Raw genomic sequence first — 25668 nt, 5'->3', positions numbered from 1 at the left:
CCTAACTCAAGTCCGCACATGACTTCTGCTCATAACGCACGGTTATGAAGCAACGTTGGTTTCCGCCAGGCTCGTTACGAAGGTTTCGGGTTCGCGCACGAGGGTAATGTCCGACTGCACCAGCAGAAACTGATTGTCATCGAGCTTCTTGACGCGGTCGCCGATGGCCAGTTTGTAGATGGTGACAGGGGTGAGGCCGTCTGCCGAAGGGTTTGATTCCTGGTACTCATGCACTGAATAAACACGGCCTTCCGCGTCTCGTGCATGGAACTGACCGACAAGTACTTCTGCCATCTGCTTAGAACCTCTGGGGATAAATCACTCAATTTGCGGCTCAGTAGACCGTGGTTGGGCGAAGTAAGTTTTCCTACGAGAAAAAAATAGTCAGGGGCGGTTTTTTCAGTCGCTTTCTGTAGGATTCGTCATCTATAACTACTAACTCTTTCAATCGGACAGTCGAGAATCTTCCATGAGCAACGTGTACCAGATTGCTGTTGTGGTCGGCAGCTTGAGAAAGGAATCGATCAATCGCAAGGTCGCATTGGCCTTGGCTGAACTGGCGCCCGCACATCTCAAGCTGAACATCGTCGAAATTGGCGATCTGCCGCTGTACAACGAAGACATCGATGTGTCGCCGCCGGCAGCCTACAGCACTTTCCGCCAGCAAGTGGCGTCATCCGACGCGCTGCTGTTTGTCACCCCGGAATACAACCGTTCAGTTCCAGCGCCGTTGAAGAACGCAATCGACGTGGGTTCCCGCCCGTACGGCCAAAGTGCCTGGAGCGGCAAGCCGGGGGCGATTATCAGTGTTTCGCCGGGGGCGATTGGCGGTTTTGGCGCGAACCACCACCTGCGCCAATCGTTGGTGTTTCTTGACGTGCCGTGCATGCAGCAGCCTGAGGCCTATCTCGGCGGCGCCGGGTCGGCATTCGATGAGGCCGGCAAGCTCTCCGAGTCGGTGAAACCGTTCCTGCAGAACTTCATCAACGCCTATGCCAAGTGGGTCGAACAACACAAGAAGGCCTGACCCCAGCGTTGCTACAAAGGCGCGGGTTGTTACAGAATCTGCGCCTTTGTTCCTCTCAGGCAGTATTCCATGCTCACGGCGTCACTGATTTTCCTGCTGACCATTACCTTGGTGATCTGGCAGCCCAAAGGCCTGGGCGTCGGTTGGAGCGCGATGCTGGGCGCTGTGCTGGCCCTGATTTTCGGCGTGGTGCACCTCAGTGACATCCCATTGGTGTGGCAGATCATCTGGAATGCCACCGGGACGTTCGTTGCCCTGATCATCATCAGCCTGTTGCTGGATGAGGCCGGGTTCTTCGCCTGGGCGGCGCTGCACGTCGCGCGATGGGGGCATGGCAATGGCCGCAAGCTGTTTGCCTGGATGGTGCTGTTGGGGGCGCTGGTCTCGGCGCTGTTCGCCAATGACGGCGCGGCGCTGATTCTTACGCCGATCGTCATCTCCATGCTGTTGGCCTTGCGCTTTTCCCCGGCGGCCACCCTGGCCTTTGTGATGGGCGCAGGGTTCATCGCTGATACCGCGAGCCTGCCGCTGGTGGTGTCGAACCTGGTCAATATCGTGTCCGCCGACTACTTCAACATCGGTTTCAATCGTTATGCGGCGGTCATGATCCCGGTCAATCTGGTCAGTGTCGCCGCAACGCTGGTGGTGCTGATGTGGTTTTTCCGGCGTGACATCCCAAGCAGTTACGACCCCGAGCAACTGGAACATCCAGCCACCGCGATTCACGACAAGGCGACGTTTTTTGCCGGATGGGCCGTGTTGGTAATCTTGCTGGCGGGCTGTTTTGCCCTGGAACCCCTGGGCATTCCCATCAGCGCCATTTCGGCGGTCTGTGCGGCGTTGCTGCTGGCCATCGCGGCCAGGGGACACAAGATCTCCACGCGCAAGGTCATGAAAGAAGCACCGTGGCAGATCGTGATTTTTTCCCTGGGCATGTACCTGGTGGTCTACGGTCTGCGTAACGCGGGGCTCACCGGGTATCTGGCGGGTTGGCTGGACGAGTTTGCCATCTATGGCGTCTGGGGCGCGGCGTTGGGCACCGGCCTGCTGACGGCGTTGTTGTCGTCGATCATGAACAATCTTCCCACGGTGTTGATTGGCCTGCTGTCGATCGATGCCAGCCAGGCGACGGGGGTGGTCAAGGAAGCGATGATCTACGCCAACGTGATTGGTAGCGACCTGGGGCCAAAAATCACCCCGATTGGTAGTCTGGCGACCTTGCTGTGGCTGCATGTGTTGCAGCGCAAGAACATTCGCATCGGCTGGGGTTATTACTTCAAGGTCGGGATCGTGTTGACGCTGCCGGTGTTGCTGGTGACGTTGGTGGCGCTGGCTGTGCGTTTGAGCTTTTGAATCGGGTTGGCCCTATCGCGAGCAGGCTCGCTCCCACAGTAAATCCGGTGAAAACAACTCCTTGTGGGAGCGAGCCTGCTCCCGATGGTCGTCAACGATGACGCGGGACGCCTGAATGCCCGCGGTGGCTGGGCTACCATCGCGAGCAAGCTCGCTCCTACAGGGGGGCGCAGGCTAGCTGATTCCAGGCACATTCGGCCAAAGATCCGCCACCAGGAACAAACGCTCCGCTTCCTCCCAGTCACCGTCTCCATTTTCCACCAGCCGCACCAGCAACTGCGCCGGCGCCAACGGTTCCAGTTCGCTGAGCCACGCTTGAAGTTGTTCGGCATTCCACGTCTGCTCCGCCGGATAATGTGCCGGCGCCAGCCAGGCGTGGCGGGGCAGGGGCTGCCATCGACCGATCGGGCGCCGGGCGGAAAACTCGGGCCAGTCTTTCTGATGCAACCAGCGGCCACGCAAGTGTTGAGAATGGGCGCCAACCGGTGAGTGGGACTGCCCCGGCCACGGATACAGCAGGTAACCCCCGAGCCACAAATGGGAGCTGAACTCACCAATACCCAGCGCCGCCAGCACTTCTCGGCTCTCGGGGCGGTTTGCAATCGGCAGTTGATGCTGGCTCAGGTGCGTCAGCTTGCGGTCCAGTCGGTCATGGCAGCCGGGGCCGAGCCAGCGCGCCGGGTCGTGTCCGTTGCCATCCTGGGGGCCGAGGTAAAGCTTGATTGCCAGTTCCAGGTGATGCACACCGTCGCCGTCACGCAGCAGCATGTCCAGCTCGCCCAGTGTGTGACCTTCGCGGCGGATCGGCAGGTTGGCGGCAATCAGTTCGATGCCGGGCGCGTGGCGCACCGCGTACTGCCACAGGCGTTCGTAGTACAAACCCAGGCGTCGGGTGCGGGCCTGGGCGAGCCAATGCAGCAAGTCATAGCTGTCGCGATCCAGTTGCCGCAGCCAGGCCTCCAGGCGTTCCGGTGCCTGCACCCAGTCACTGCCGGCCAGCGGATGGCGTTGCGGCCATGGCGTGACTTCGAGCATCGGCGGCGTGAGGATGACCCAGGCCAGGTCACGCACCTCGGGGTGGCGCAACTGATGGGGCAACGACAACAGGTCGGGAAATAGGATCATCTTGCGAGCATAGCCTTAAACATGAGTACACCCTTGTCGCTGAAAGGATTTTGTCTATCCCGCGCTTTCGCCCATAATCGTGTTTTTAGTCGTCGCAGGCCCCCGCGTCCCTGCCCCCGTGTCGCTATAGGAGCCCCATGGAGCAATTTCGTAATATCGGCATCATCGGTCGCCTGGGCAGTTCCCAGGTGCTGGATACCGTCCGCCGACTGAAACGGTTTCTGCTCGATCGTCACCTGCATGTGATCCTCGAAGACACCATTGCCGAAGTGCTGCCGGGTCATGGCCTGCAAACCTCGTCACGCAAGATGCTCGGTGAAGTGTGTGACATGGTGATTGTGGTTGGCGGTGATGGCAGCTTGCTCGGAGCCGCGCGCGCACTGGCCAAGCACAATATCCCGGTGCTGGGCATCAACCGCGGCAGCCTCGGTTTTCTCACCGATATCCGCCCCGACGAGCTCGAAGTGAAAGTCGCCGAGGTGCTCGACGGCCATTATCTGGTGGAAAACCGCTTCCTGCTGCAAGCCGAAGTCCGGCGTCACGCCGAGGCCATCGGCCAGGGCGATGCCTTGAACGACGTGGTGCTGCACCCCGGCAAATCGACACGCATGATCGAGTTCGAGCTGTACATCGACGGCCAGTTCGTGTGCAGCCAGAAGGCCGACGGCCTGATCGTCTCGACGCCAACCGGTTCGACCGCTTACGCGCTGTCGGCAGGTGGACCGATCATGCATCCCAAGCTCGACGCTATTGTGATTGTGCCCATGTACCCCCATACCTTGTCGGGTAGGCCGATCGTGGTCGATGGCAACAGTGAGCTGAAAATCGTCGTGTCCAAGGATATGCAAATCTACCCGCAGGTTTCCTGCGATGGGCAGAACCACTTCACCTGCGCACCGGGTGACACCATCACCGTGAGCAAGAAAGCACAGAAGCTGCGGCTGATTCACCCGCTCGACCACAACTACTATGAAGTCTGCCGGACCAAGCTCGGCTGGGGCAGCAAGTTGGGTGGTGGAGGCGACTGATGCTCGATCCCGCGCGAAGTTATGACCTGATCGGTGATGTACATGGTTGCGCGTTGACCCTTGAACATCTGCTCGATCAGTTGGGTTATCACAAACAGGGTGGCGTCTGGCGGCACGCCTCGCGCATGGCGGTGTTCGTCGGCGACATCATCGACCGCGGTCCACGGATTCGCGAGGCGCTGCATATCGTCCACGACATGGTGGAGGCCGGCCAGGCGCTGTGCATCATGGGCAACCATGAGTTCAACGCTCTGGGCTGGAGCACGCCCGCGCCGCCGGGCAGCGGCAAGCAATTCGTACGCGAACATACGCCGCGCCACGCGCGCTTGCTGGGCGAGACCTTGACGCAGTTCGAAAACCACCCGGCGGACTGGCATGACTTCCAGCAATGGTTCTATGAGCTGCCACTGTTCGTCGACGCCGGGCGTTTTCGCGTGGTGCACGCTTGCTGGGACGCGGGCCTGATCGAACCGCTGCGCGCGCTGTTTCCCGATGGTCGTGTCGATGAACATTTTCTCCAGGCATCCGGCATGCCCGGCAGCTTCGCCTGCACCGTATTCGACCGCTTGTTGCGCGGCACCGATATGCGCCTGCCCGGCGGCCAGACCATGACCAGCGGTGACGGCCTGACCCGGTCGTTCTTCCGCACCAAATTCTGGGAAGAGGAAAACGACCCGCAAACCTATGGCGACATCGTCTTCCAGCCTGATGCCTTGCCGGAACCGGTGGCCCGTACGCCGCTGACCTCCAGCGAAAAGAACACGTTGCTGCGTTATGGTGCCGACGAGCCATTGTTGTTCGTGGGCCATTATTGGCGCAGCGGCAAGCCGGCACCGATCCGGCCCAACCTGGCGTGCCTGGACTACAGCGCGGTGCTCTACGGCAAACTGGTGGCCTATCGCTTGGATCAGGAAACCCGCCTGGACCCGCACAAGTTCGTCTGGGTCGATGTCGAAAGACCCGAGGCCTTGCGATGAGCGCCGTGGCCGTATTACGCCTGCCGCTGGCGGTGGACCTGAGCGGGTTCGTCAAATTGCTCGAGCGCATGCAGGTGCCACACCGGGTCAGCGAAGAGCAGGGCGAGCAGGTGCTGTGGGTGCCGGCCAGCCTCAGCGACGACGTGCGTGTGCTGTACGAGCGCTACCCGGGCGGTGATCCCGAACAGAAACTCGATATCCCAGAGGCCAAAACCCAACACCGACCAGGGTTTGTCGAGCAACTGCGCCATGCCAGGGCCACGGCGCTGGTGTTGTTGCTGACGCTGGTCGTCGGCGCGGTGACATTGCTGGGGGAAAACCTCGAGTCGATGCGCTGGCTGACGTTCCTTGATTTCCGCGTTGTCGGCGAGTACATCCATTTCACCCCGTTGGCCGATAGCCTGGAAGCGGGGCAGTGGTGGCGCCTGGTGACGCCGATGCTGATCCACTTTGGCTTCCTGCACCTGGCCATGAACGGCATGTGGTACTGGGAGTTGGGGCGGCGCATTGAGTCGCGCCAGGGCAGCATCAACCTGATCGGCCTGACGCTGCTGTTCGCCGTGGTGTCCAACTATGCCCAGTTCGTTTTCAGCGGCCCGACCCTGTTCGGTGGGTTGTCGGGTGTGCTCTATGGCCTGCTCGGGCATTGCTGGATTTTCCAGTTGCTGTCGCCGAACCGCGCCTACCGCCTGCCTCGCGGCGTATTGGTCATGATGCTGGTGTGGCTGTTGTTGTGCCTTTCGGGGCTGGTCTCGTTGATCGGCTTCGGTGAAATCGCCAATGCCGCCCACGTCGGTGGGCTGCTCGTCGGATGTTTGACCGGTTTGTTGGGCGGTTTGTACAACCGCCGTAAACTGGCTGCCTAGAACCTTTTATGTGAATCATGGAGTGCGCAGAACCAATGTCCTCTTTCAATGAAATGATCAACAACATCACCCCGGACATTTACCAGAGCCTGAAAACGGCAGTTGAAATCGGTAAGTGGTCCGACGGTGGCAAGCTCACCGCCGAACAGCGCGAACTGTCGCTGCAGGCGATGATCGCCTGGGAAATCCAGAACCTGCCCGAAGACCAGCACACGGGTTACATGGGCACCCAGGAATGTGGTTCCAAGTCGATTGAAGTGCCCAACATCCTGTTCAAGTCGGATGCTGTCCATTGATCGAGATTGGCCGCGGTGCAATCAGCAAGATGTCGGCACGCCTCGAAGGTGCCGACGTGCAATACGCGTTTCGCCTGGGTGAGATCGAGGTGCCGGTCAATCCGTTGATCGGCAGCACGGTTCGCCTGGAGTACCTGGGGGCGATCTTCTGCTCCCATTGCGGGCGCAAGACCAAAACCAGTTTCAGCCAGGGTTACTGCTATCCGTGCATGACCAAGCTGGCGCAGTGCGACCTGTGCATCATGAGCCCGGAGCGCTGCCATTACGACGCCGGTACTTGTCGTGAACCGGAGTGGGGCGAGAAGTTCTGCATGACCGATCACATTGTGTATCTGTCCAACTCGTCCGGGGTGAAAGTCGGGATCACCCGCGCCACCCAACTGCCGACCCGCTGGATCGACCAGGGCGCCCGACAGGCGTTGCCGATCATGCGCGTCGCGACCCGTCAGCAATCGGGTTTCGTCGAAGACCTGCTGCGCGGTCAGGTGGCGGACAAGACCAACTGGCGTGCTTTACTCAAGGGCGAGGCGGCGCCAGTAGACCTGGCCGCGATCCGCGACCAACTCTTTGAAAGCTGCGCCGACGGTTTGCAGGCCTTGCAGGAACGATTCGGTCTGCAGGCGATCCAGACCATTGCCGATGTGGAGCCGCTGGAGATCCGTTTTCCGGTCGAGCAGTATCCGGCGAAGATCGTCAGCTTCAACCTGGACAAGCACCCGATTGCCGAAGGCACGCTGCTGGGAATCAAGGGCCAATACCTGATTTTCGACACTGGCGTGATCAATATTCGTAAGTACACGGCTTATCAGCTCGCCGTGCATCAGTAAGGACTCCAGCATGCGCACCGAACAACCGAAGATGATCTACCTGAAGGACTATCAGGCACCCGAGTACCTGATCGACGAGACGCACCTGACCTTCGAGTTGTTCGAGGACCACAGCCTGGTCCACGCGCAACTGGTGATGCGCCGCAACCCCGAGCGTGGCCCGGGCCTGCCGCCGCTGGTGCTCGATGGCCAACAGCTTGAACTGCTGTCGGTGAGCCTGGCCGACAAGGCGTTGAGCGCAGCCGACTACCAGTTGACGGAAAACCACCTGACTCTGCAGCCGACCAGCGCGACGTTCACCGTCGACACCAGCGTCAAGATTCATCCGGAAACCAACACCGCACTGGAAGGCCTGTACAAGTCCGGGACGATGTTCTGCACCCAGTGCGAAGCCGAAGGTTTCCGCAAGATCACCTACTACCTCGACCGTCCGGATGTGATGAGCAAATTCACCACCACCGTGGTCGCCGAGCAGCACAGCTATCCGGTATTGCTGTCCAACGGCAACCCGATTGCCAGCGGTCCGGGGGAAGACGGTCGCCACTGGGCGACCTGGGAAGACCCGTTCATGAAGCCCGCGTACCTGTTTGCGCTGGTGGCCGGTGACTTGTGGTGTGTCGAAGACACTTTCACCACCATGACAGAGCGCACCGTGGCGCTGCGCATCTACGTCGAGCCGGAAAACATCGACAAGTGCCAGCACGCGATGAACAGCCTGAAGAAGTCCATGCGCTGGGACGAAGAGGTGTACGGTCGCGAGTACGATCTGGACATCTTCATGATCGTGGCGGTCAACGACTTCAACATGGGCGCGATGGAGAACAAGGGGCTCAACATCTTCAACTCCAGTGCGGTGCTGGCCCGCGCCGAAACGGCGACCGACGCTGCGCACCAGCGTGTTGAAGCGATCGTCGCCCACGAGTACTTCCACAACTGGTCGGGCAACCGCGTGACCTGCCGCGACTGGTTCCAGTTGTCGCTCAAGGAAGGCTTTACCGTATTCCGCGATTCCGGCTTCTCCGCCGACATGAACTCGGCCACGGTCAAACGAATCCAGGACGTGGCGTACCTGCGTACCCACCAGTTCGCCGAGGACGCCGGTCCCATGGCTCATGCGGTGCGCCCGGACAGCTTCATCGAAATCTCCAACTTCTACACCCTGACCGTGTACGAAAAGGGTTCGGAAGTGGTCGGCATGATCCGCACCCTGTTGGGCGCTGAAGGTTTCCGCAAGGGCAGCGACCTGTACTTCGAACGTCATGACGGCCAGGCCGTGACCTGCGACGACTTCATCAAGGCCATGGAAGATGCCAACGGTGTCGACCTGACCCAATTCAAGCGCTGGTACAGCCAGGCCGGTACGCCACGACTGGCGGTCAGCGAGTCCTATGACGCCGCGGCTAAAACCTACAGCCTGACGTTCCGCCAAAGCTGCCCGGCCACCCCGGACAAGGTTGAAAAACTGCCTTTCGTGATTCCGGTGGAGCTGGGCCTGCTGGATTCCAAAGGCTCGGCGATTGCCTTGCGCCTGGCCGGCGAGGCCAGCGCCCAGGGGACCTCCAGGGTGATTTCGGTGACCGAAGCCGAGCAGACTTTCACCTTTGTGGACATTGCCGAACAACCGCTGCCTTCGTTGCTGCGCGGTTTTTCCGCGCCGGTAAAACTGAGCTTCCCGTACAACCGCGATCAGTTGATGTTCCTGATGCAGCACGACAGCGACGGCTTCAATCGCTGGGATGCCGGCCAGCAACTGGCGGTCCAGGTGCTGCAGGAACTGATTGCGCAGCAGCAGAAGGGCGAGAAGCTGGTGCTCGACCAGCGTCTGGTGTCGGCGCTGCGCACGGTGCTATCGGATGAGACGCTGGACCAGGCGATGGTCGCCGAGATGCTTGCCTTGCCGGGCGAGGCCTACCTGACCGAAATCAGCGAAGTGGCCGATGTCGACGCTATCCATACCGCCCGCGAATTTGCCCGCAAGCAATTGGCCGACGGCCTGTTCGAAGCCTTGTGGCTGCGTTACCAGGCCAATCGTGACCTGTCCAAACAGACGCCGTACATCGCCGAGGCCGAGCACTTTGCCCGTCGTGCGTTGCAAAACATCGCGCTGTCGTACCTGATGCTCAGCGGCAAACCCGAAGTGCTGGCCGCCACGCTTGAGCAATTCGAAAGCAGCGACAACATGACCGAGCGCCTGACGGCCCTGGCCGTGCTGGTCAACTCGCCGTATGAAGAAGACAAGGCCAAGGCACTGGCGGCGTTCGCCGATCACTTCAAGGACAACCCGCTGGTCATGGACCAGTGGTTCAGTGTCCAGGCCGGCAGCACGTTGCCGGGCGGGCTGGCGCGGGTCAAGGCGTTGATGCAGCATCCGGCGTTCAACCTCAAGAACCCAAACAAGGTGCGGGCCCTGATCGGTGCGTTCGCCGGGCAGAACCTGATCAACTTCCATGCGGCCGATGGTTCGGGTTATCGCTTCCTGGCCGATCTGGTGATCGAACTGAACGGCTTCAACCCGCAGATCGCTTCGCGCCAACTGGCGCCGTTGACGCGCTGGCGCAAGTACGACGACGCGCGCCAGGCCTTGATGAAAGGCGAACTGGAACGCATCCGCGCGTCTGGGCAGTTGTCCAGCGATGTATATGAAGTGGTGAGCAAGAGCCTGGCGTAAGCCAGGCGCTCACTGCCCTGCGCCCCCCTGTAGGAGCGAGCTTGCTCGCGATGGTCGTTAACGATGACGCTGGGCAGTCTGGAGGCCTGCGGTGTCTGGGCTACCATCGCGACGGTTCGACGCCTCGACAAGCTCGCTCCTACAGGTTGATCGCCGTCTCCTGTGGGAGATTCTATGTTGCCCGACAAGCTTGAATTCTCAAGCTGACAGGTATTCGCTCTGATTTTTCATCAGGGCGAATGCCACTCGGCAGAGCTTTCGGGCCAAAGCTACCAAGGCCTGGGTTTTCGAGAAGCCTCTGACCAGATATGCCTCGTAAAACGGCTTCCATTTGGCCGAGCGACACGCCGCCATTGCCGCGTTGTAAGCCAAACGACGCACCTCCGGATCCCCTTTTTTGGTCAGGGATCGCAGCCCATTTTTCTTGCCGGAGTCATCGACCGCCAAGTCCATCCCTAGAAACGCGATGAATGCATCGCCGTTCGCAAAATCTCCCCGTATATAGGTCGCCGCCAACCCCGTTGCAGTTAGCTCTCCAACGCCTTCTATGGCTTTGCAGCGCTCGATATTTTCCTCAATTCCTGCCTCCTTACTGACCTTGCGCAGCAGTTTCTGGATAGCCTGATCTGCCTGCTTGAATGCCTTCTGTTGAGCGGTTTGTAGCTTTTTCAACAGAGGTTCACTGGTCCAACTCAACATCAGCCCAGTATGGTTCTTGATCAGCGTTGCCCGCCTGTGAAGAAGGCTCTTCAGTGTGCTGTAGGCTTTGGGCGGCGGGGTCCAGATCCGCAATTTGCTTTGTTCGCTCTCCAGGTAACGCGCCAGCAAGCGTGCATCGCAGGGATCATTCTTGGCTCTTTGACCGACTCCACGGCGGTAATGGCTCACACGATAAGCATCCACTACGTAGACCTGGTGGCCCATTTCGTGAGCCAGCTCGACCGTGTCCAAGTGGTAAATGTTGGTGGCTTCAAGTGCTATGGCACTTTGAGCTGGCAGCGTTTTAAGCCAACGTTTGAGGGCTGCTCGCTCGTTTTTAATGGATTCAAGGGTTTGCTGATCAGCGCGGTAGACAACGATCTCGGCCTTGGCGACATCGATACCGACAACCGTTTGCGAAGTAAGGATTGTCATAACAAATCCTCGGAGCTAGGGTTTAGGTGCTTGTTGGGGTCTACCGTTGCGCTGGCTTGTCTCTATCGTCGGTTAACCGATGAATTCCTTATCGGCGCTTTGGGTAGAAGGGGTGGGAGGAGAAGTCTCCCACGGTCTGTACTGGTCAGAGTCAGAATCGAGTCTGTAGTCCCACCCCACCCCTTCAAGTCTAAACATACAAGCGAGCCTGCTCGCGAAGGTCGTTAACGATGACGCTGGGCTGCCTGGAGGCCCGCGGTGTCTGGGCTACCATCGCGAGCGTGCTCGCTCCTACAGGTTGATCGCCGTCTTCTGTGGGAGCGGGCTTGCCCGCGATGGTCGTTAACGATGACGCGGGCTGTCTGGAGGCCCACGGTGCCTGTGCTGCCATCGCGAGCAAGCTCACTCCTACAGGTTGATCGCCGTCTCCTGTGGGAGCGGGCTTGCCCGCGATGGTCGTTAACGATGACGCTGGGCTGTCTGGAGGCCTGCGGTGTCTGGGCTACCATCGCGAGCAAGCTCGCTCCTACAGGGGGCGGTGTCTCAGCGTAACGGTCCAATCACCCCACCTGATACCCCATCATTCACCCTCCCTCCCAATACCGCCGGGTTAACAAAAGATAACGTGGCGTCGATTGTCAGACCTTTCCAAACCCCGATAGGATAAGCCAGCTTCCGAAGGGGCTCTGGATTGCGGGTTTCAGGACTATGCTCCTGTTTATCCGAGCGCTGTGAGTACCCTTGCGCGACCTAACAATAATAATGGGGGAAGGTCTATGAGTGAGCCTGTCATGGGTGTGGGTACCTGCCGCCCGCTGGCGCTGCGCAAAGTCGCGCAGTTGGCCACAGCGCTCTCGCTGCTGGGTTGTGCCGTGTGGTCGGCACCGTCGCTGGCTGCCGCGACGCCGGCGTCCGAAGCTGTCTATTCCGTTGAGTCGGCCAAGGCCAGCAAAAACCTGATGCTCGATGTCGTGCACGCCGGCAAACGTCTGGTTGCCGTCGGCGATCGCGGGCACATCCTGTATTCCGATGACCAGGGTGCGACCTGGACCCAGGCCAAGGTACCAACCCGCCAACTGCTCACTTCTGTCTATTTCGTCGACGATCAGCACGGCTGGGCCGTCGGCCATGACGCGCAGATCCTCGCCAGTGAGGACGGTGGCGTCACCTGGACCAAACAATTCGAAGACCTCACCCGTGAATCGCCATTGCTCGACGTCTGGTTCCAGGACGCCAACAGCGGCTTTGCCGTAGGCGCCTACGGTAATCTGATGGCCACCACCGACGGCGGCAAGCACTGGGAAGACGCCAGCGACCGCCTGGACAACGAAGACCAGTACCACCTCAACGCCATCGCCGCCGTCAAGGACGCCGGGCTGTTCATCGTTGGCGAGCAGGGCAGCATGTTCCGCTCCGCCGACTGGGGCCAGACCTGGGAAAAGCTTGAAGGCCCGTACGAAGGCTCGCTGTTCGGGGTGATCGGCACCGCCCAATCCAACACGCTGCTGGCCTACGGCCTGCGCGGCAACCTGTTCCGTTCCACCGATTTTGGCAGCACCTGGGAGCCGGTCGAGCTCAAGGCCGCACGCGGCGCACTGGAGTTTGGCCTGTCTGGCGCTACGCTGCTCGATGACGGTTCCATCGTGATCGTGGGCAACGGTGGCAGCGTGGTGCGCAGCAATGACGACGGCGAAACCTTCAGCGTATTCAACCGCCCTGACCGTATTTCGGTGTCGGCGGTGACCGCAGCAGGCAACGGCAATCTGATTCTGGCAGGACAGGGCGGCGTTCGCGCTACTTCGCCAACCGGCGCAGAGCTGGGCAAATAATAAGAAGGGCGGAGCTATGACATCCATGACAAGTCATCACCAGGACAAGGCGACGTTTCTTGAACGCCTGATTTTCAACAACCGCCCGGCAGTGATCACCATCTGCCTGCTGGTCAGTATTTTCCTGTTCTGGCAGGCGACGCTGATCCGACCTTCCACCAGTTTCGAAAAGATGATCCCGCTGGAGCATCCCTTCATCCAGAAGATGATGGAGCACCGCAACGACCTGGCGAACCTGGGCAACACCGTGCGCATTTCGGTGGAAGCCACCGACGGTGACATCTTCTCCAAGGAATACATGGAGACCCTGCGCCAGATCAATGACGAGGTGTTCTACATCTCCGGCGTCGATCGCTCCGGCCTCAAGTCGCTGTGGAGCCCGAGCGTACGCTGGACCGAGGTTACGGAGGAGGGCTTCGCCGGGGGTGAAGTGATCCCGCAGAGCTACAACGGCTCCCAGCAAAGCCTCGACCTGCTGCGCAACAACGTGCTCAAGTCCGGGCAGATCGGGCGTCTGGTGGCCAACGACTTCAAGTCGAGCATCGTCGACATTCCGTTGCTGGAGTCCTATCCGGACCCGCAGGACCAAGGCAAGTTGCTGGCGCTGGACTACCGCAAGTTCTCCCATGACCTTGAGGAAAAGATCCGCGACAAGTTCGAAAAGCAGAACCCCAACGTCAAGATCCACATCGTCGGTTTCGCCAAGAAGGTCGGCGACCTGATTGATGGCCTGGTGATGGTGGTGTTGTTCTTCGGTATCGCCTTTGTCATCACCCTGATCCTGTTGCTGTGGTTCACCAACTGCCTGCGCAGTACGGTGGCGGTACTCAGCACGACGCTGGTGGCGGTGATCTGGCAACTGGGCCTGATGCACTTCTTCGGGTTTGGTCTCGATCCGTATTCGATGCTGGTACCGTTCCTGATCTTTGCCATCGGTATTTCCCACGGCGTACAGAAGATCAACGGTATCGCCCTGCAATCCAGCGAGGCCGATAACGCGCTGACGGCGGCGCGCCGCACGTTCCGCCAGTTGTTCCTGCCGGGGATGATTGCGATCCTGGCGGACGCGGTGGGCTTCATCACGCTGCTGATCATCGATATTGGCGTGATCCGGGAACTGGCCATCGGCGCGTCGATTGGTGTGGCGGTGATCGTGTTCACCAACCTGATCCTGCTGCCGGTGGCGATTTCCTATGTCGGCATCAGCAAGCGTGCGGTCGAGCGCAGCAAGAAAGACGCGCACCGTGAACACCCGTTCTGGCGCCTGCTGTCGAGTTTTGCCAGCCCGAAAGTCGCACCGGTGTCGATCGTCCTGGCGTTGCTGGCCTTCGGTGGCGGCCTCTGGTACAGCCAGAACCTGAAAATCGGTGACCTCGACCAGGGGGCCCCGGAACTGCGTCCGGACTCACGCTACAACAAGGACAACAACTTCATCATCAGCAACTACTCCACCAGTTCCGACGTGCTGGTGGTGATGGTCAAGACCAAGTCCGAAGGCTGCTCGCGTTATGAAGCCATGGCGCCGATCGACGAATTGATGTGGAAGATGCAGAACACCGAGGGCGTGCAGTCGGCGATTTCCCTGGTGACCGTGTCCAAGCAGATGATCAAGGGCATGAACGAGGGCAACCTGAAATGGGAAACCCTGTCGCGCAACCCCGACGTGCTGAACAACTCCATCGCGCGTGCCGACGGCCTGTACAACAACAGTTGCTCCCTGGCGCCAGTGCTGGTATTCCTCAACGACCACAAGGCAGAGACCCTCGACCGTGCAGTCCATGCAGTGCAGGCGTTCGCCAAGGAAAACAATAAGGATGGCCTGGAGTTCATCCTCGCTGCCGGTAATGCCGGGATCGAGGCCGCCACCAACGAGGTGATCAAGAAGTCCGAGCTGACCATCCTGATACTGGTGTACATCTGCGTGGCGGTGATGTGCATGATCACGTTCCGCTCCTGGGCGGCGACCCTGTGCATTGTGCTGCCGCTGGTGCTGACCTCGGTACTGGGTAACGCGCTGATGGCGTTCATGGGGATTGGCGTGAAGGTGGCGACGTTGCCGGTGGTGGCGCTGGGGGTGGGGATTGGCGTGGACTACGGCATCTACATCTACAGTCGTCTGGAAAGTTTCCTGCGTGCAGGTCTGCCGCTGCAAGAGGCCTACTACCAAACGCTGAAGTCCACCGGTAAGGCGGTATTGTTCACCGGTCTGTGCCTGGCCATCGGCGTGTGCACCTGGATTTTCTCGGCCATCAAGTTCCAGGCCGACATGGGGCTGATGCTGACCTTCATGCTGCTGTGGAACATGTTCGGTGCGCTCTGGCTGCTGCCAGCATTGGCGCGGTTCCTGATCAAGCCGGAGAAGCTGGCGGGGCAGAAGGGCAATTCGTTGTTTGCTCACTGAGTCCTGGCCGCAATGAAAAAGCCGCAACCTGAGGTTGCGGTTTTTTTATGCCTGAAACTCGCACCGTTTCCCCTGTAGGAGCGGGCTTGCTCGCGATGGCGGCGTGTCAGCCAATGCATGTGCCGACTGACACACCGCATCGCGAGCAAGCTCGCTCCTACAGGGGAATTCAGGTTGGCTCTGCGCCCAACACAACACTCAACGCACTTCTCGCATCATCGAGCTGCACCAGCGTCGCGTGCCGTGCGCCCAGGGCATCTCGGTTCTCGATGGCCGTGAGGATTGCCTTGTGGCGTGGCAGCGCCAGTTCATGCAGGTTCGGTCGTTGGTTCGAGTGCTTCAAGGCTTCGGCAATTGCCACGGCCAGCATGTTGCACAAGTTGGCCAGCAGGTCGTTGTGGGTGGCGTCGGCGATGCGGCTGTGGAAGTCCAGGTCCGGTTGCAGCAGCGCTTCCGGGGTCGGTGCGGTTTCCATGCGTTGGTACGCTTCGCCAATGGCGGCGATGTCGGCATCCGTCGCGAATTGTGCGGCGAGGGCGGCGGCGGCCGGCTCGATGATGCTGCGCACGCTGGTCAGGAGGTCGAAGAATTCATTTTGCGGACTGCTTTGCATCAGCCAGTGCAGCACGTCCGGATCGAGCATGTGCCATTCCTTGCGCTGCTTGACCACGGTGCCCACCCGTGGGCGCGAATACACCAGGCCCTTGGCAACCAAGACGCGAGTGGCCTCGCGCAGCACCGGTCGGCTGACCGCGTACTCTTCGCACAAAAGCGCTTCGGCGGGCAGTTTGTCGTCCGGCAGGAAACGCCCGGAAACGATCTGCATGCCCAGTTCCTGGACGATGCGCGAATGCATGCTCTTGCGGTCGGAAGGTTTGCGGTAATCCATGGGGAACGGCGCGATCCTGAGTGCGTGGGGGTGTGGAGCATGATAACAGGCAAGACACGAACTTGAGGTAGATGCAGTACCAAATGTGGGAGCGGGCTTGCTCGCGAAAGCGGTGTGCCAGTTGATACATGAGCTGACTGACACTCCGCTTGCTCGAGCAAGTCGAATCGTCGCACCGCCGCTCCCACAGGGAAAAGCATCCCCTCGGGGAGAGGGGATGGTGGGCTTAGTGCGAGTGCCGCGGCACCTCGGCGCCCCGGCAGCCGACCAGGAAGTCGAAGTCGCAGCCCTGGTCCGCTTGCAGCACATGGTCGATGTACAGCTGGCGATAACCGCCCACCAGTAATTGCTGCGGCGGTTGCAGGTCGGCCATGCGTGAGGCCAGTTCGGCGTCCGGGATGTCCAGGTGCAGGCGGCCGGTAGCGCAATCGAGTTCGATCCAATCGCCTTCCTTCACCGCGGCCAGAGGCCCGCCAGCCGCAGCTTCCGGCGCCACGTGCAGGACAACGGTGCCGTAGGCGGTGCCGCTCATGCGGGCGTCGGAAATGCGCACCATGTCGGTCACGCCCTGGGCCAGCAGTTTGGCCGGCAGGCCCATGTTGCCGACTTCGGCCATGCCTGGGTAACCCTTGGGACCGCAGTTTTTCATGACCAGGATCGAGTTCGCATCGACGTCCAGCTCCGGATCGTTGATACGCGCCTTGTACATGTCGAAGTTCTCGAACACCACCGCACGCCCGCGATGCTGCATCAGTTCCGGGGTGGCAGCCGAAGGCTTGAGCACGGCGCCGAGGGGGGCCAGGTTACCGCGCAGCACGCAGATCCCGCCGTCGGCGCGGATCGGGTTGTCGAGGGTGCGGATCACTTCGTCCTCGCCATAGATCGGCGCGTCCTTGGTGTTTTCGCCCAGGGACTTGCCGTTGACGGTCAGGGCGTTCGGGTTAGGAATCAGGTTGGCTTCACCCAGGCGGCGCAACACCGCAGGCAGGCCGCCAGCGTAGTAGAACTCTTCCATCAGGAAGCGCCCGGACGGTTGCAGGTCGACAATGGTCGGCGTGCCGCGACCGATGCGGGTCCAGTCGTCCAGATCCAGCTCGACGCCGATGCGGCCGGCGATGGCCTTGAGGTGAATCACCGCGTTGGTCGAACCGCCAATGGCAGCATTGACACGAATGGCGTTCTCAAAGGCTTCCTTGGTCAGGATCTTCGACAGGCGCAGGTCTTCCTTGACCATCTCCACGGCACGCATGCCGGACATGTGCGCCAGTACATAGCGACGTGCATCCACCGCCGGAATCGCCGCGTTATGGGGCAGGGAAGTGCCAAGCGCTTCGGCCATGCAGGCCATGGTCGAGGCCGTGCCCATGGTATTGCAGGTGCCTGCCGAGCGGGACATGCCGCCCTCGGCCGCGAGGAAATCATCGATGGTGATGGTGCCGGCCTTGACCTGTTCGCTGAGCTGCCAGACCACGGTGCCCGAGCCGATATCCTTGCCCTTGTGCTTGCCGTTAAGCATCGGCCCGCCAGTGACCACGATGGCGGGTACGTCGCAACTGGCGGCGCCCATCAGCAGGGCCGGGGTGGTCTTGTCACAACCGGTGAGCAAGACCACGCCATCGATCGGGTTGCCGCGAATGGCTTCTTCCACGTCCATGCTCGCCAGGTTGCGGGTGAGCATGGCGGTCGGGCGCAGGTTCGATTCACCGTTGGAGAACACCGGAAATTCCACGGGGAAACCACCGGCCTCGATCACGCCGCGTTTGACGTGCTCGGCAATCTGACGGAAATGCGCGTTGCACGGGGTCAGCTCCGACCAGGTGTTGCAGATGCCGATGATTGGCTTGCCCTGGAACTGGTGGTCGGCAATGCCCTGATTCTTCATCCAGCTGCGGTACATGAAGCCGTTTTTGTCGGCCGTGCCGAACCATTGGGCGGAGCGCAGGGTGGGTTTCTTATCAGACATGATCGATTCTCTTATTGTATGACTATATTGTTCGAGCTGAAGCGTACATTAAGCGCAATTTCGTCTTATTGGAAGTGTTGCCCGATTAAATAGTATTACTATATAGTCGCCTCCACTGGAGGGATTGCCCTGGCGTTTTTAGTGCGAGAGGCGTCCCCCAAGGTTCCATAACAACAACAATCGGAGACCGATCTCATGAGCCAGGAATTGCGGCTTATTCGTCGCATCACACTCAAACTGATTCCCTTCCTGATCCTGCTGTACCTGATCGCCTATGTGGATCGCTCCGCCGTAGGCTTTGCCAAGCTGCACATGGGCGCTGACATCGGGATCGGCGATGCCGCCTACGGTCTGGGTGCCGGGCTGTTCTTTATTGGTTACTTCCTCCTGGAAATCCCCAGCAACCTGATGCTCGAACGCTTTGGTGCGCGGCGCTGGTTTGCGCGGATCATGATTACCTGGGGCGCCATCACCATCGGCATGGCCTTTGTACAAGGGCCGCACAGCTTCTATGTGATGCGCTTTTTGCTGGGTGCCGCTGAAGCCGGGTTCTTCCCGGGCGTCCTGTACTACATCACCCAGTGGTTCCCGGTGCGTCATCGCGGCAAGATCCTTGGACTGTTCATCCTCTCTCAACCGATTGCCATGTTGATTACCGGGCCCGTGTCCGGCGGCCTGCTGGGCATGGATGGCATCCTGGGCCTGCACGGCTGGCAGTGGCTGTTCATCGTAATCGGTGCCCCGGCGATCCTGCTGACCTGGCCGGTACTGCGCTGGTTGCCGGACGGTCCGCAACAGGTGAAGTGGATGGACCAGGCCGAGAAGGACTGGCTGGCCGGCGAGCTGAAAAAGGACTTGGCGGAGTACGGCCAGACCCGCCATGGCAACCCGTTGCATACGCTCAAGGACAAACGTGTGTTGCTGCTGGCGTTGTTCTACCTGCCAGTGACCTTGAGCATTTACGGCCTGGGCCTGTGGCTGCCAACACTGATCAAGCAGTTCGGCGGCAGCGACCTGGTGACCGGTTTCGTGTCGTCGGTGCCTTACATCTTCGGGATTATCGGCCTGCTTATCATTCCGCGCAGTTCCGACCGCTTGAACGATCGCTACGGTCACTTGGCGGTGCTCTATGTGCTGGGCGCGCTTGGCCTGTTCCTCAGTGCCTGGCTGACCTTGCCGGTGGCACAACTGGCGGCGTTGTGCCTGGTGGCGTTCGCGCTGTTTTCCTGCACGGCGGTGTTCTGGACGTTGCCCGGTCGATTCTTTGCCGGTGCCAGTGCGGCAGCGGGGATCGCGTTGATCAACTCGGTGGGCAACCTCGGCGGCTACATCGGCCCGTTCGTGATCGGCGCGCTGAAGGAATACACCGGAAACCTGGCGTCGGGCTTGTACTTCCTGTCCTGCGTGATGGTGTTCGGGTTGATCTTGACTGGCGTGGTCTATCGCCAGTTGGAGCGCAAGCATGTGTTGCCGGCTGACCAGTTCGCCGCAAGTGCGCGGGGGGCGAGTCGTATTTAAATGTGCTTCGGCCCCTGTGGGAGCGGGCTTGCCCGCGATGGCGGAGTGTCAGGCGCTGATGAGGCTGGATATGCCGGCCGCATCGCGGGCAAGCCCGCTCCCACAAGGTGTTTTGTGGTTCTGAAGAATTATTGAAGGAGATTTCCATGCGTCTGGTTCAATTCGAATTGTTAAACGGCGAGCGCCGGGTAGGTGTGGTGCAAGAAGGTCAGGTTCGCGAAGTGCAGGATGCGCGCACCGTGCGCGATCTGGCCCTGGCGGCGATCGAGGCGGGCGTCAACCTTGAACAGCAAGTCACGGCGCTGGGCCTGGGCATCAGCCATGATTACGCCGAACTGCTGGCCACGTTGCGCATCCTGCCACCGCTGGACCACCCGGACCCGGCACACATGCTGGTCAGCGGTACCGGCCTGACGCACCTGGGCAGTGCCTCGGCGCGGGACAAAATGCACCAGCAGTCCGCCGACGAAACGGCAATGACCGACACCATGCGCATCTTCAAATGGGGCGTGGAGGGCGGCAAGCCGCCAGCGGGTCAGGCGGGTGTGCAGCCGGAATGGTTCTATAAGGGTGACGGCAGTATCGTCGTGCGCCCGGGTCAGGCGTTCCCGTTGCCACCGTTCGCCGAAGACGCGGGTGAAGAGCCGGAGATCAGCGGCCTGTATGTCATGGGCCACGATGGCAAGCCGTATCGCCTGGGTTACGCCATCGGCAACGAGTTCTCCGATCACGTCATGGAGCGCAAGAATTACCTGTACCTGGCGCACTCCAAATTGCGCAGTTGCAGTTACGGTCCGGAACTTCGAGTGGGTCAATTGCCTCAACATCTGGCAGGCACCAGCCGTATCGTGCGCAACGGCGAAGTGTTGTGGCAGAACGAGTTCCTCAGTGGCGAAGCCAACATGTGCCACAGCCTGGAAAACCTCGAATACCACCATTTCAAGTACAGTCAGTTCCTGCGCCCGGGTGATGTGCACATTCACTTCTTCGGGACGGCGACGTTGTCGTTTGCCGACGGCATTCGTACGCAGCCGGGTGATGTCTTCGAAATCAGTCAGGCCGAGTTCGGCGCACCGCTGATCAACGGTATCGCACCGGTTACAGCGGTGTTCGAACCCGGCACCATCGGTACTCTTTAAGGAATCCCCAATGAGTCAGACACTGGGTCACAACTACATCGGCGGCCAGCGTAGCGCGGCCGGCACCGTCCAACTGCAAAGCGTCGACGCCACCACTGGCGAGGCATTGCCGGGCTATTTCGTCCAGGCCACGCCCGAAGAAGTGGATGCCGCCGCCAAGGCCGCCGCTGCCGCCTACCCGGCGTATCGCCGCCTCAGCGCCGAACGTCGTGCACAGTTTCTCGATGCGATTGCCGATGAGCTGGACGCCCTGGGCGACGATTTCGTGGCGGTGGTCTGCCGCGAAACCGCGTTGCCTGCCGGCCGTATCCAGGGTGAGCGCGGTCGCACCAGCGGACAGATGCGCTTGTTCGCCAAGGTCCTGCGCCGTGGCGATTTTTATGGCGCGCGAATCGACAAGGCACTGCCGGATCGCCAGCCCCTGCCACGCCCGGATTTGCGCCAGTACCGCATTGGTCTAGGTCCGGTGGCCGTGTTTGGCGCGAGCAACTTCCCCCTGGCTTTTTCCACGGCGGGCGGCGATACCGCATCGGCTCTCGCCGCCGGTTGCCCGGTGGTGTTCAAGGCCCACAGCGGTCATATGGCCACGGCCGAGCGGGTCGCTGATGCCATCATCCGCGCTGCGGAGAAAACCGGCATGCCGGCAGGCGTGTTCAACATGATCTACGGCGGTGGCGTAGGTGAGGCGCTGGTCAAGCACGCGGCGATTCAGGCTGTTGGCTTCACCGGTTCGCTGCGCGGCGGGCGCGCCTTGTGTGACATGGCGGCGGCACGTGCGCAGCCGATCCCGGTATTCGCCGAGATGTCGAGCATCAACCCGGTGATCGTCCTGCCCCAGGCGCTGGCGGTGCGCAGCGAAACGGTCGCCCGTGACCTCACCGCTTCCGTGGTCCAGGGTTGCGGTCAGTTCTGCACCAATCCAGGCCTGGTGATCGGTATCCGCTCGCCACAGTTCAGTGCCTTCGTGGAACAGGTGGCGGGGCTGATCAACGACCAGCCGGCGCAAACAATGCTCAATACCGGAACCTTGAGCAGCTATGGCAAGGGCCTGCAAAAATTGCTGGCGCATCCGGGCATCACTCATCTGGCCGGCAGCACACAGCAGGGCAATCAGGCGCAGCCGCAATTGTTCAAGGCCGATGTCGGTTTGCTGATCGATGGCGATGAAGTATTGCAGGAAGAAATCTTTGGTCCGACCACGGTGTTTGTCGAAGTGGCGGATCAGGCGCAACTGACGGCTGCGCTGCACGGTCTGCACGGACAGCTGACGGCCACGATCATTGGTGAACCGGCTGATTTTGAACAGTTCGGCGAGCTGACGCCGTTGCTGGAACAAAAGGTCGGCCGCATCCTGCTCAACGGTTACCCGACCGGTGTAGAAGTGTGCGACTCCATGGTCCACGGCGGGCCGTACCCGGCCACTTCCGACGCCCGTGGGACCTCGGTGGGCACCCTGGCCATCGACCGCTTCCTGCGTCCGGTGTGCTTCCAGAACTACCCCGACAGCTTGCTGCCGGATGCGCTGAAGAATGCCAACCCGTTGCGCATCCAGCGCCTGGTGGATGGACAGCCGTCGCGTGAGGCGATCTGAGGATCAACTGAAGGAACCCTTTTCCTGTGGGAGCGAGCTTGCTCGCGATGGCGGTGTGTCAGCCAAGATTGTATTGACTGGCACACCGCCATCGCGAGCAAGCTCGCTCCCACAGGGGGCGTGTGGTGTTTGTGAAAGGGGCTTGGCTCAATAAGCTATCATTGCGTCTTTGAACTCAAAGACTGACTGCCATGACTGCCGTAACCAACACCTTGCTCGCCGCCCTCGAAACCTGCGACATGCTGGAAATCGATGGGCTGCACGCTTTCGATTTTTCACTCGATGAACAAGACAACCTGCACATTGAATGCATGGACGGCCGCGCGCTCAAACGCTGGATATTCAGCATGGCGCAGATCGAAACCGCGACTTTCGATACCGCCCTGCAAAGCTGGATCATCACCGGCGAGTCTGGCGAACACCTGGTGGTCTGCCTGGACGCCACTGGCGGTGACAACGAGGATGACGAGCATGAGGATGCGTAAGTTCTGGCCGCTGTTGATGGCCGGCAGCGTCGGTGCCATGGGCGTGCAAGCGGCGTTCGCCGAGCAATATCAAGTGCTGGTGGGTACGTACACGGCGGGGCAGAGTGAGGGCATCTATCGCCTGAACTTCGACAGCAACCGTGGCCAGCTCGATGCGAAGCCGCTGCAAGTGATCAAGAGCGAAAACCCGTCGTGGCTGACCCTGTCCAGGGATCAGCGGCAATTGTTCGTGGTCAACGAAAACGGTCCGGGTCAGCAGGATCCAGTCGGTCGTGTCAGCAGCTTTGCCATCGACCCCAAGAGCCATGAGCTGAGCCTGATCAGTCAGGTGCAGAGCCTGGGCAATGAGCCCACCCACTCAAGCCTCAGCGCCGACGCGAGCCACCTGTTCGTCAGCAATTACTCGGTGGCCGAAGACCCGGGCGGCACCCTGGCGGTGTTGCCGGTGGGCGCCGATGGCAAGCTGGGGCCGGTGGTGCAGATGAGCAGTCATCCCTCTAGCCGGGTCAATCCCGAGCGGCAGATGTCGGCGCACGTGCATTCGACCGTGTCTTCCCCGGACGGCCGGTTCGTGTTCTCCAATGATCTGGGTGCAGACAAGATCGTTGTCTATCGCTTCGACCCCAAGGCCAACAAGGACTTGCCATTGGTACCGGCTGATCCTGCGTTCGTGCAGTTGCCAGCGGGCAGTGGCCCTCGGCACCTGCTGTTCAGCGCTGACGGCAAACATGCCTGGCTGACCATGGAAATGAGCGCCCAGGTTGCGGTGTTCGACTACAGCAACGGTACACTCAAACAAACACAAATGGTTGACCTCGCCGCTGGGCAACCGGTCTCGGACAAGGCCGCTGCTGCGCTGCATGCCTCGGCTGACGGCAGGTTTCTCTACGTCAGCAACCGAGGCACCGCCAACCAGATGCTGGTGTTTGCGATCGACCCGGCGACCGGGCATCTCAAGGAACTGCAACGCCGTTCCGTGGAGGGCGATCATCCGCGCGAGTTCACCCTGGACCCCAGTGGCAAATTCCTGCTGATCGCCAATCAAAAGAGCAACCAGATTGTCGTGGTCGAGCGGGATGCCAAGAGCGGGCTACTGGGTAAAACCGTGCAGAAACTGCCGATGGACGCGCCAAGCGACTTGAAATTCCTGGTGCGTCAATAGACCGCAGGCCCCGAATGATGGGGCCTGTAGCTTTCTATCAATCACGATGATATGCGTTAGTGCTACAAAAGATTTCAAACGAATGCACCTCGAAAGTTAAGTTTGCTCCACGGCCTTAACCGGCAAGTAAGCCCACTACTTCGAGGAACATCCCATGAACTTCAATCTCTTCTCCATCATCGCCGCTTCCGCTATCTCCGCTACCGTTGCATTGCCAGCCAGCGCCAACGCGGAAATCAGCGATAAAAAAGCCCACACCCAGAGCTACACCCAGAAATACCTGCAACAAAGTGCCAACTTCTACGCCGCACTGGACCACAAAACCCAGGCCTGAAAGCCCAGCCCCGACTTTATGCAGGAGCGAAGTCACTTGTGTTGATCGAGTCGAACGTCTCGAACCCCACGAGTGATGTCGCTCCTGCATAACGCGTTCACGACAATGTCATAGTGCTACTGGCGCAATGCTTGATATCACATGGCCATACGTTTAGATTTATCGCCGAAGTCTCCTTGTCCAATAAAAAGGATCGACAATATGGCGATGCGTTTGGCTGTAGTACTTCTGTGCCTCTATTCAACTCCCATCCTTTCCGCTCACACGCCCGTTTCCGGGGAGCCCGAGGCTGCGCGAGAACGCCTGATGAGTTTTATTGAAGGCTGAAATAGACTGGCTCAATGATCAATAAAGCTGATGGTCACTATGGATAACCCTGAGTGGTTATCACGGCTTTTTTGATCGATTCTGTGGACATCGAAACATGTCCACGGAGAACATCATGGCCAGCTCACTGCTTACCTCTGCCAAATACGGCGCCTACCTGGCCATCGGTCTGTACGTGGCGCTGGTGTTGGTCGTCAGCCTCTCGGCGCAATCACAACGCGACGTCGACGCACCGATCCAGGTCGCTCATCCCGGTATCCAGTTCGACCATCGCGTGCAGAACGCTGTGGTCGATCATGTTGATGCGGCGGGAGTGGCAGGCATATGAAAGGGGGCAAACTCTGGGTCATCGCCTCGTTGGCGGTCATGACCAACGGCTCGTCCCTGTTGGGCTTCAACCAGGGCTCGGCGGGGGGCGTTGCGCGGTCGATAGAGGCCAATCACAACCTCGCTCACAACATTGAAACGGCGAAAGCCATGGGCCTGTTGGCCGGCAATCCGCCGGTGAAACGCCAAGGCGACTTTTTCGGCCCGTTCCAGATCGATTGCTCGGTTGTGCAGATGTGCGAGGTGTTTGCGTGAACGACGTCTGTCGTACACAAATCCGATGAACACTGAAACCCCGTGGGAGCGGGCTTGCCCGCGAATGCGGTGGATCAGTTAAAGTGATGTCGACTGACCTGACGCTATCGCGGGCGAGCCCGCTCCCACAGTTTTTTCAGTGGTCCA

The 25668-nt window shown here is 60.2% G+C and carries 23 protein-coding genes; 18 read left to right on the top strand and 5 right to left on the bottom strand.

Annotated elements, in window-relative coordinates:
- Window positions 1-42: 42 nt before the first annotated feature.
- Window positions 43-294: a hypothetical protein gene (locus AB4N64_RS11405; RefSeq protein ID WP_460125519.1), complete on the bottom strand. Its 252-nt coding sequence runs from the start codon at window positions 292-294 to the stop codon at window positions 43-45.
- 175 nt (window positions 295-469) lie between these two features.
- Here AB4N64_RS11405 and AB4N64_RS11400 point away from each other — a divergent pair, with 175 nt between their 5' ends.
- Both AB4N64_RS11400 and AB4N64_RS11395 read left to right on the top strand, forming a co-directional pair.
- Complete coding sequence (locus tag AB4N64_RS11400) at window positions 470-1027, top strand: NADPH-dependent FMN reductase (protein ID WP_460125517.1); 558 nt, start codon at window positions 470-472, stop codon at window positions 1025-1027.
- A 69-nt stretch (window positions 1028-1096) separates the two neighbouring features.
- On the top strand, window positions 1097-2380 hold the full coding sequence (locus AB4N64_RS11395; protein ID WP_460125515.1) for an arsenic transporter: 1284 nt from the start codon (window positions 1097-1099) through the stop codon (window positions 2378-2380).
- 174 nt (window positions 2381-2554) lie between these two features.
- Here AB4N64_RS11395 and AB4N64_RS11390 read toward each other — a convergent pair whose 3' ends face one another.
- Entirely contained in the window at window positions 2555-3505 is a 951-nt protein-coding gene (locus AB4N64_RS11390) for a DUF1853 family protein (RefSeq protein WP_460125513.1), read from the bottom strand.
- 137 nt (window positions 3506-3642) lie between these two features.
- On the opposite strand from AB4N64_RS11390, the gene AB4N64_RS11385 reads away from it, so the two are divergent.
- From AB4N64_RS11385 to pepN, 6 genes are read left to right on the top strand one after another with little or no spacing between them, the layout of a single operon-like run.
- Window positions 3643-4533 (top strand): NAD(+) kinase, encoded by an 891-nt coding sequence (locus tag AB4N64_RS11385; protein ID WP_460125511.1) that lies wholly within the window; start codon window positions 3643-3645, stop codon window positions 4531-4533.
- Window positions 4530-5510, top strand: coding sequence for a metallophosphoesterase (locus AB4N64_RS11380; RefSeq protein WP_460126709.1), 981 nt, complete (start codon window positions 4530-4532; stop codon window positions 5508-5510). Before AB4N64_RS11385 ends, AB4N64_RS11380 begins: the two co-directional genes overlap by 4 nt.
- Window positions 5507-6376 carry a rhomboid family intramembrane serine protease gene (locus AB4N64_RS11375; protein ID WP_460125509.1) on the top strand — a complete coding sequence of 290 codons (870 nt, stop codon included), beginning with the start codon at window positions 5507-5509 and terminating at the stop codon, window positions 6374-6376. The genes AB4N64_RS11380 and AB4N64_RS11375 overlap by 4 nt, the downstream gene beginning before the upstream one ends.
- Before the next feature lie 35 nt (window positions 6377-6411).
- On the top strand, window positions 6412-6672 hold the full coding sequence (locus AB4N64_RS11370) for a YeaC family protein (protein ID WP_460125507.1): 261 nt from the start codon (window positions 6412-6414) through the stop codon (window positions 6670-6672).
- On the top strand, window positions 6669-7499 hold the full coding sequence (locus tag AB4N64_RS11365; RefSeq protein ID WP_460125505.1) for a DUF2797 domain-containing protein: 831 nt from the start codon (window positions 6669-6671) through the stop codon (window positions 7497-7499). Before AB4N64_RS11370 ends, AB4N64_RS11365 begins: the two co-directional genes overlap by 4 nt.
- A 10-nt stretch (window positions 7500-7509) precedes the next feature.
- A complete protein-coding gene (gene pepN / locus AB4N64_RS11360; protein WP_460125503.1) occupies window positions 7510-10167 on the top strand; it encodes an aminopeptidase N in 2658 nt (885 codons plus the stop codon).
- 198 nt (window positions 10168-10365) lie between these two features.
- Here the strand turns inward: pepN and AB4N64_RS11355 are convergent, their stop codons facing one another.
- Entirely contained in the window at window positions 10366-11301 is a 936-nt protein-coding gene (locus tag AB4N64_RS11355; protein WP_460121494.1) for an IS110 family transposase, read from the bottom strand.
- Window positions 11302-12077: 776 nt separating this feature from the next.
- Here AB4N64_RS11355 and AB4N64_RS11350 point away from each other — a divergent pair.
- Both AB4N64_RS11350 and AB4N64_RS11345 read left to right on the top strand, forming a co-directional pair.
- The gene (locus tag AB4N64_RS11350) at window positions 12078-13130 is read left to right on the top strand and encodes a WD40/YVTN/BNR-like repeat-containing protein (RefSeq protein ID WP_460125501.1); all 1053 of its coding nucleotides are present in this window, start codon (window positions 12078-12080) and stop codon (window positions 13128-13130) included.
- A 25-nt stretch (window positions 13131-13155) separates the two neighbouring features.
- Window positions 13156-15531 carry an efflux RND transporter permease subunit gene (locus AB4N64_RS11345; protein ID WP_460125499.1) on the top strand — a complete coding sequence of 792 codons (2376 nt, stop codon included), beginning with the start codon at window positions 13156-13158 and terminating at the stop codon, window positions 15529-15531.
- A gap of 169 nt (window positions 15532-15700) precedes the next feature.
- Here AB4N64_RS11345 and AB4N64_RS11340 read toward each other — a convergent pair whose 3' ends face one another.
- Both AB4N64_RS11340 and AB4N64_RS11335 read right to left on the bottom strand, forming a co-directional pair.
- A complete protein-coding gene (locus tag AB4N64_RS11340; protein ID WP_460125497.1) occupies window positions 15701-16420 on the bottom strand; it encodes a FadR/GntR family transcriptional regulator in 720 nt (239 codons plus the stop codon).
- A gap of 226 nt (window positions 16421-16646) precedes the next feature.
- Window positions 16647-18383 carry an IlvD/Edd family dehydratase gene (locus AB4N64_RS11335; RefSeq protein ID WP_460125495.1) on the bottom strand — a complete coding sequence of 579 codons (1737 nt, stop codon included), beginning with the start codon at window positions 18381-18383 and terminating at the stop codon, window positions 16647-16649.
- A gap of 195 nt (window positions 18384-18578) precedes the next feature.
- Here AB4N64_RS11335 and AB4N64_RS11330 point away from each other — a divergent pair, with 195 nt between their 5' ends.
- The 8 genes from AB4N64_RS11330 (at window position 18579) to AB4N64_RS11295 (ending at window position 25521) form a co-directional block, all read left to right on the top strand.
- Entirely contained in the window at window positions 18579-19901 is a 1323-nt protein-coding gene (locus AB4N64_RS11330) for an MFS transporter (RefSeq protein WP_460125493.1), read from the top strand.
- Window positions 19902-20047: 146 nt separating this feature from the next.
- The gene (gene araD1, locus AB4N64_RS11325; protein WP_460125491.1) at window positions 20048-21040 is read left to right on the top strand and encodes an AraD1 family protein; all 993 of its coding nucleotides are present in this window, start codon (window positions 20048-20050) and stop codon (window positions 21038-21040) included.
- A 10-nt stretch (window positions 21041-21050) separates the two neighbouring features.
- Window positions 21051-22631 (top strand): aldehyde dehydrogenase (NADP(+)), encoded by a 1581-nt coding sequence (locus tag AB4N64_RS11320; protein WP_460125489.1) that lies wholly within the window; start codon window positions 21051-21053, stop codon window positions 22629-22631.
- Between the two features lie 191 nt (window positions 22632-22822).
- Entirely contained in the window at window positions 22823-23116 is a 294-nt protein-coding gene (locus AB4N64_RS11315) for a DUF5629 family protein (protein WP_460125487.1), read from the top strand.
- Window positions 23109-24278 carry a lactonase family protein gene (locus AB4N64_RS11310; protein WP_460125485.1) on the top strand — a complete coding sequence of 390 codons (1170 nt, stop codon included), beginning with the start codon at window positions 23109-23111 and terminating at the stop codon, window positions 24276-24278. The genes AB4N64_RS11315 and AB4N64_RS11310 overlap by 8 nt, the downstream gene beginning before the upstream one ends.
- A 154-nt stretch (window positions 24279-24432) precedes the next feature.
- Entirely contained in the window at window positions 24433-24612 is a 180-nt protein-coding gene (locus AB4N64_RS11305; RefSeq protein WP_460125483.1) for a hypothetical protein, read from the top strand.
- Window positions 24613-25054: 442 nt separating this feature from the next.
- On the top strand, window positions 25055-25267 hold the full coding sequence (locus AB4N64_RS11300) for a hypothetical protein (RefSeq protein ID WP_460125481.1): 213 nt from the start codon (window positions 25055-25057) through the stop codon (window positions 25265-25267).
- Window positions 25264-25521 carry a hypothetical protein gene (locus AB4N64_RS11295; protein ID WP_460125479.1) on the top strand — a complete coding sequence of 86 codons (258 nt, stop codon included), beginning with the start codon at window positions 25264-25266 and terminating at the stop codon, window positions 25519-25521. The genes AB4N64_RS11300 and AB4N64_RS11295 overlap by 4 nt, the downstream gene beginning before the upstream one ends.
- Window positions 25522-25668: the final 147 nt, after the last annotated feature.

The organism is Pseudomonas sp. S2_C03 (genome assembly GCF_054668405.1).
Note: the sequence above shows the minus strand (reverse complement) of the source record. Positions and strands in the feature narration are given on the sequence as shown.

Bases quoted from the DNA above. Each gene is read 5' to 3' on its own strand.
- AB4N64_RS11405 (WP_460125519.1), bottom strand. From the start codon at position 294: ATGGCAGAAGTACTTGTCGGTCAGTTCCATGCACGAGACGCGGAAGGC.
- AB4N64_RS11400 (WP_460125517.1), top strand. From the start codon at position 470: ATGAGCAACGTGTACCAGATTGCTGTTGTGGTCGGCAGCTTGAGAAAG.
- AB4N64_RS11395 (WP_460125515.1), top strand. From the start codon at position 1,097: ATGCTCACGGCGTCACTGATTTTCCTGCTGACCATTACCTTGGTGATC.
- AB4N64_RS11390 (WP_460125513.1), bottom strand. From the start codon at position 3,505: ATGATCCTATTTCCCGACCTGTTGTCGTTGCCCCATCAGTTGCGCCAC.
- AB4N64_RS11385 (WP_460125511.1), top strand. From the start codon at position 3,643: ATGGAGCAATTTCGTAATATCGGCATCATCGGTCGCCTGGGCAGTTCC.
- AB4N64_RS11375 (WP_460125509.1), top strand. From the start codon at position 5,507: ATGAGCGCCGTGGCCGTATTACGCCTGCCGCTGGCGGTGGACCTGAGC.
- AB4N64_RS11370 (WP_460125507.1), top strand. From the start codon at position 6,412: ATGTCCTCTTTCAATGAAATGATCAACAACATCACCCCGGACATTTAC.
- pepN (WP_460125503.1), top strand. From the start codon at position 7,510: ATGCGCACCGAACAACCGAAGATGATCTACCTGAAGGACTATCAGGCA.
- AB4N64_RS11355 (WP_460121494.1), bottom strand. From the start codon at position 11,301: ATGACAATCCTTACTTCGCAAACGGTTGTCGGTATCGATGTCGCCAAG.
- AB4N64_RS11350 (WP_460125501.1), top strand. From the start codon at position 12,078: ATGAGTGAGCCTGTCATGGGTGTGGGTACCTGCCGCCCGCTGGCGCTG.
- AB4N64_RS11345 (WP_460125499.1), top strand. From the start codon at position 13,156: ATGACAAGTCATCACCAGGACAAGGCGACGTTTCTTGAACGCCTGATT.
- AB4N64_RS11340 (WP_460125497.1), bottom strand. From the start codon at position 16,420: ATGGATTACCGCAAACCTTCCGACCGCAAGAGCATGCATTCGCGCATC.
- AB4N64_RS11335 (WP_460125495.1), bottom strand. From the start codon at position 18,383: ATGTCTGATAAGAAACCCACCCTGCGCTCCGCCCAATGGTTCGGCACG.
- AB4N64_RS11330 (WP_460125493.1), top strand. From the start codon at position 18,579: ATGAGCCAGGAATTGCGGCTTATTCGTCGCATCACACTCAAACTGATT.
- araD1 (WP_460125491.1), top strand. From the start codon at position 20,048: ATGCGTCTGGTTCAATTCGAATTGTTAAACGGCGAGCGCCGGGTAGGT.
- AB4N64_RS11320 (WP_460125489.1), top strand. From the start codon at position 21,051: ATGAGTCAGACACTGGGTCACAACTACATCGGCGGCCAGCGTAGCGCG.
- AB4N64_RS11315 (WP_460125487.1), top strand. From the start codon at position 22,823: ATGACTGCCGTAACCAACACCTTGCTCGCCGCCCTCGAAACCTGCGAC.
- AB4N64_RS11310 (WP_460125485.1), top strand. From the start codon at position 23,109: ATGCGTAAGTTCTGGCCGCTGTTGATGGCCGGCAGCGTCGGTGCCATG.
- AB4N64_RS11305 (WP_460125483.1), top strand. From the start codon at position 24,433: ATGAACTTCAATCTCTTCTCCATCATCGCCGCTTCCGCTATCTCCGCT.
- AB4N64_RS11300 (WP_460125481.1), top strand. From the start codon at position 25,055: ATGGCCAGCTCACTGCTTACCTCTGCCAAATACGGCGCCTACCTGGCC.
- AB4N64_RS11295 (WP_460125479.1), top strand. From the start codon at position 25,264: ATGAAAGGGGGCAAACTCTGGGTCATCGCCTCGTTGGCGGTCATGACC.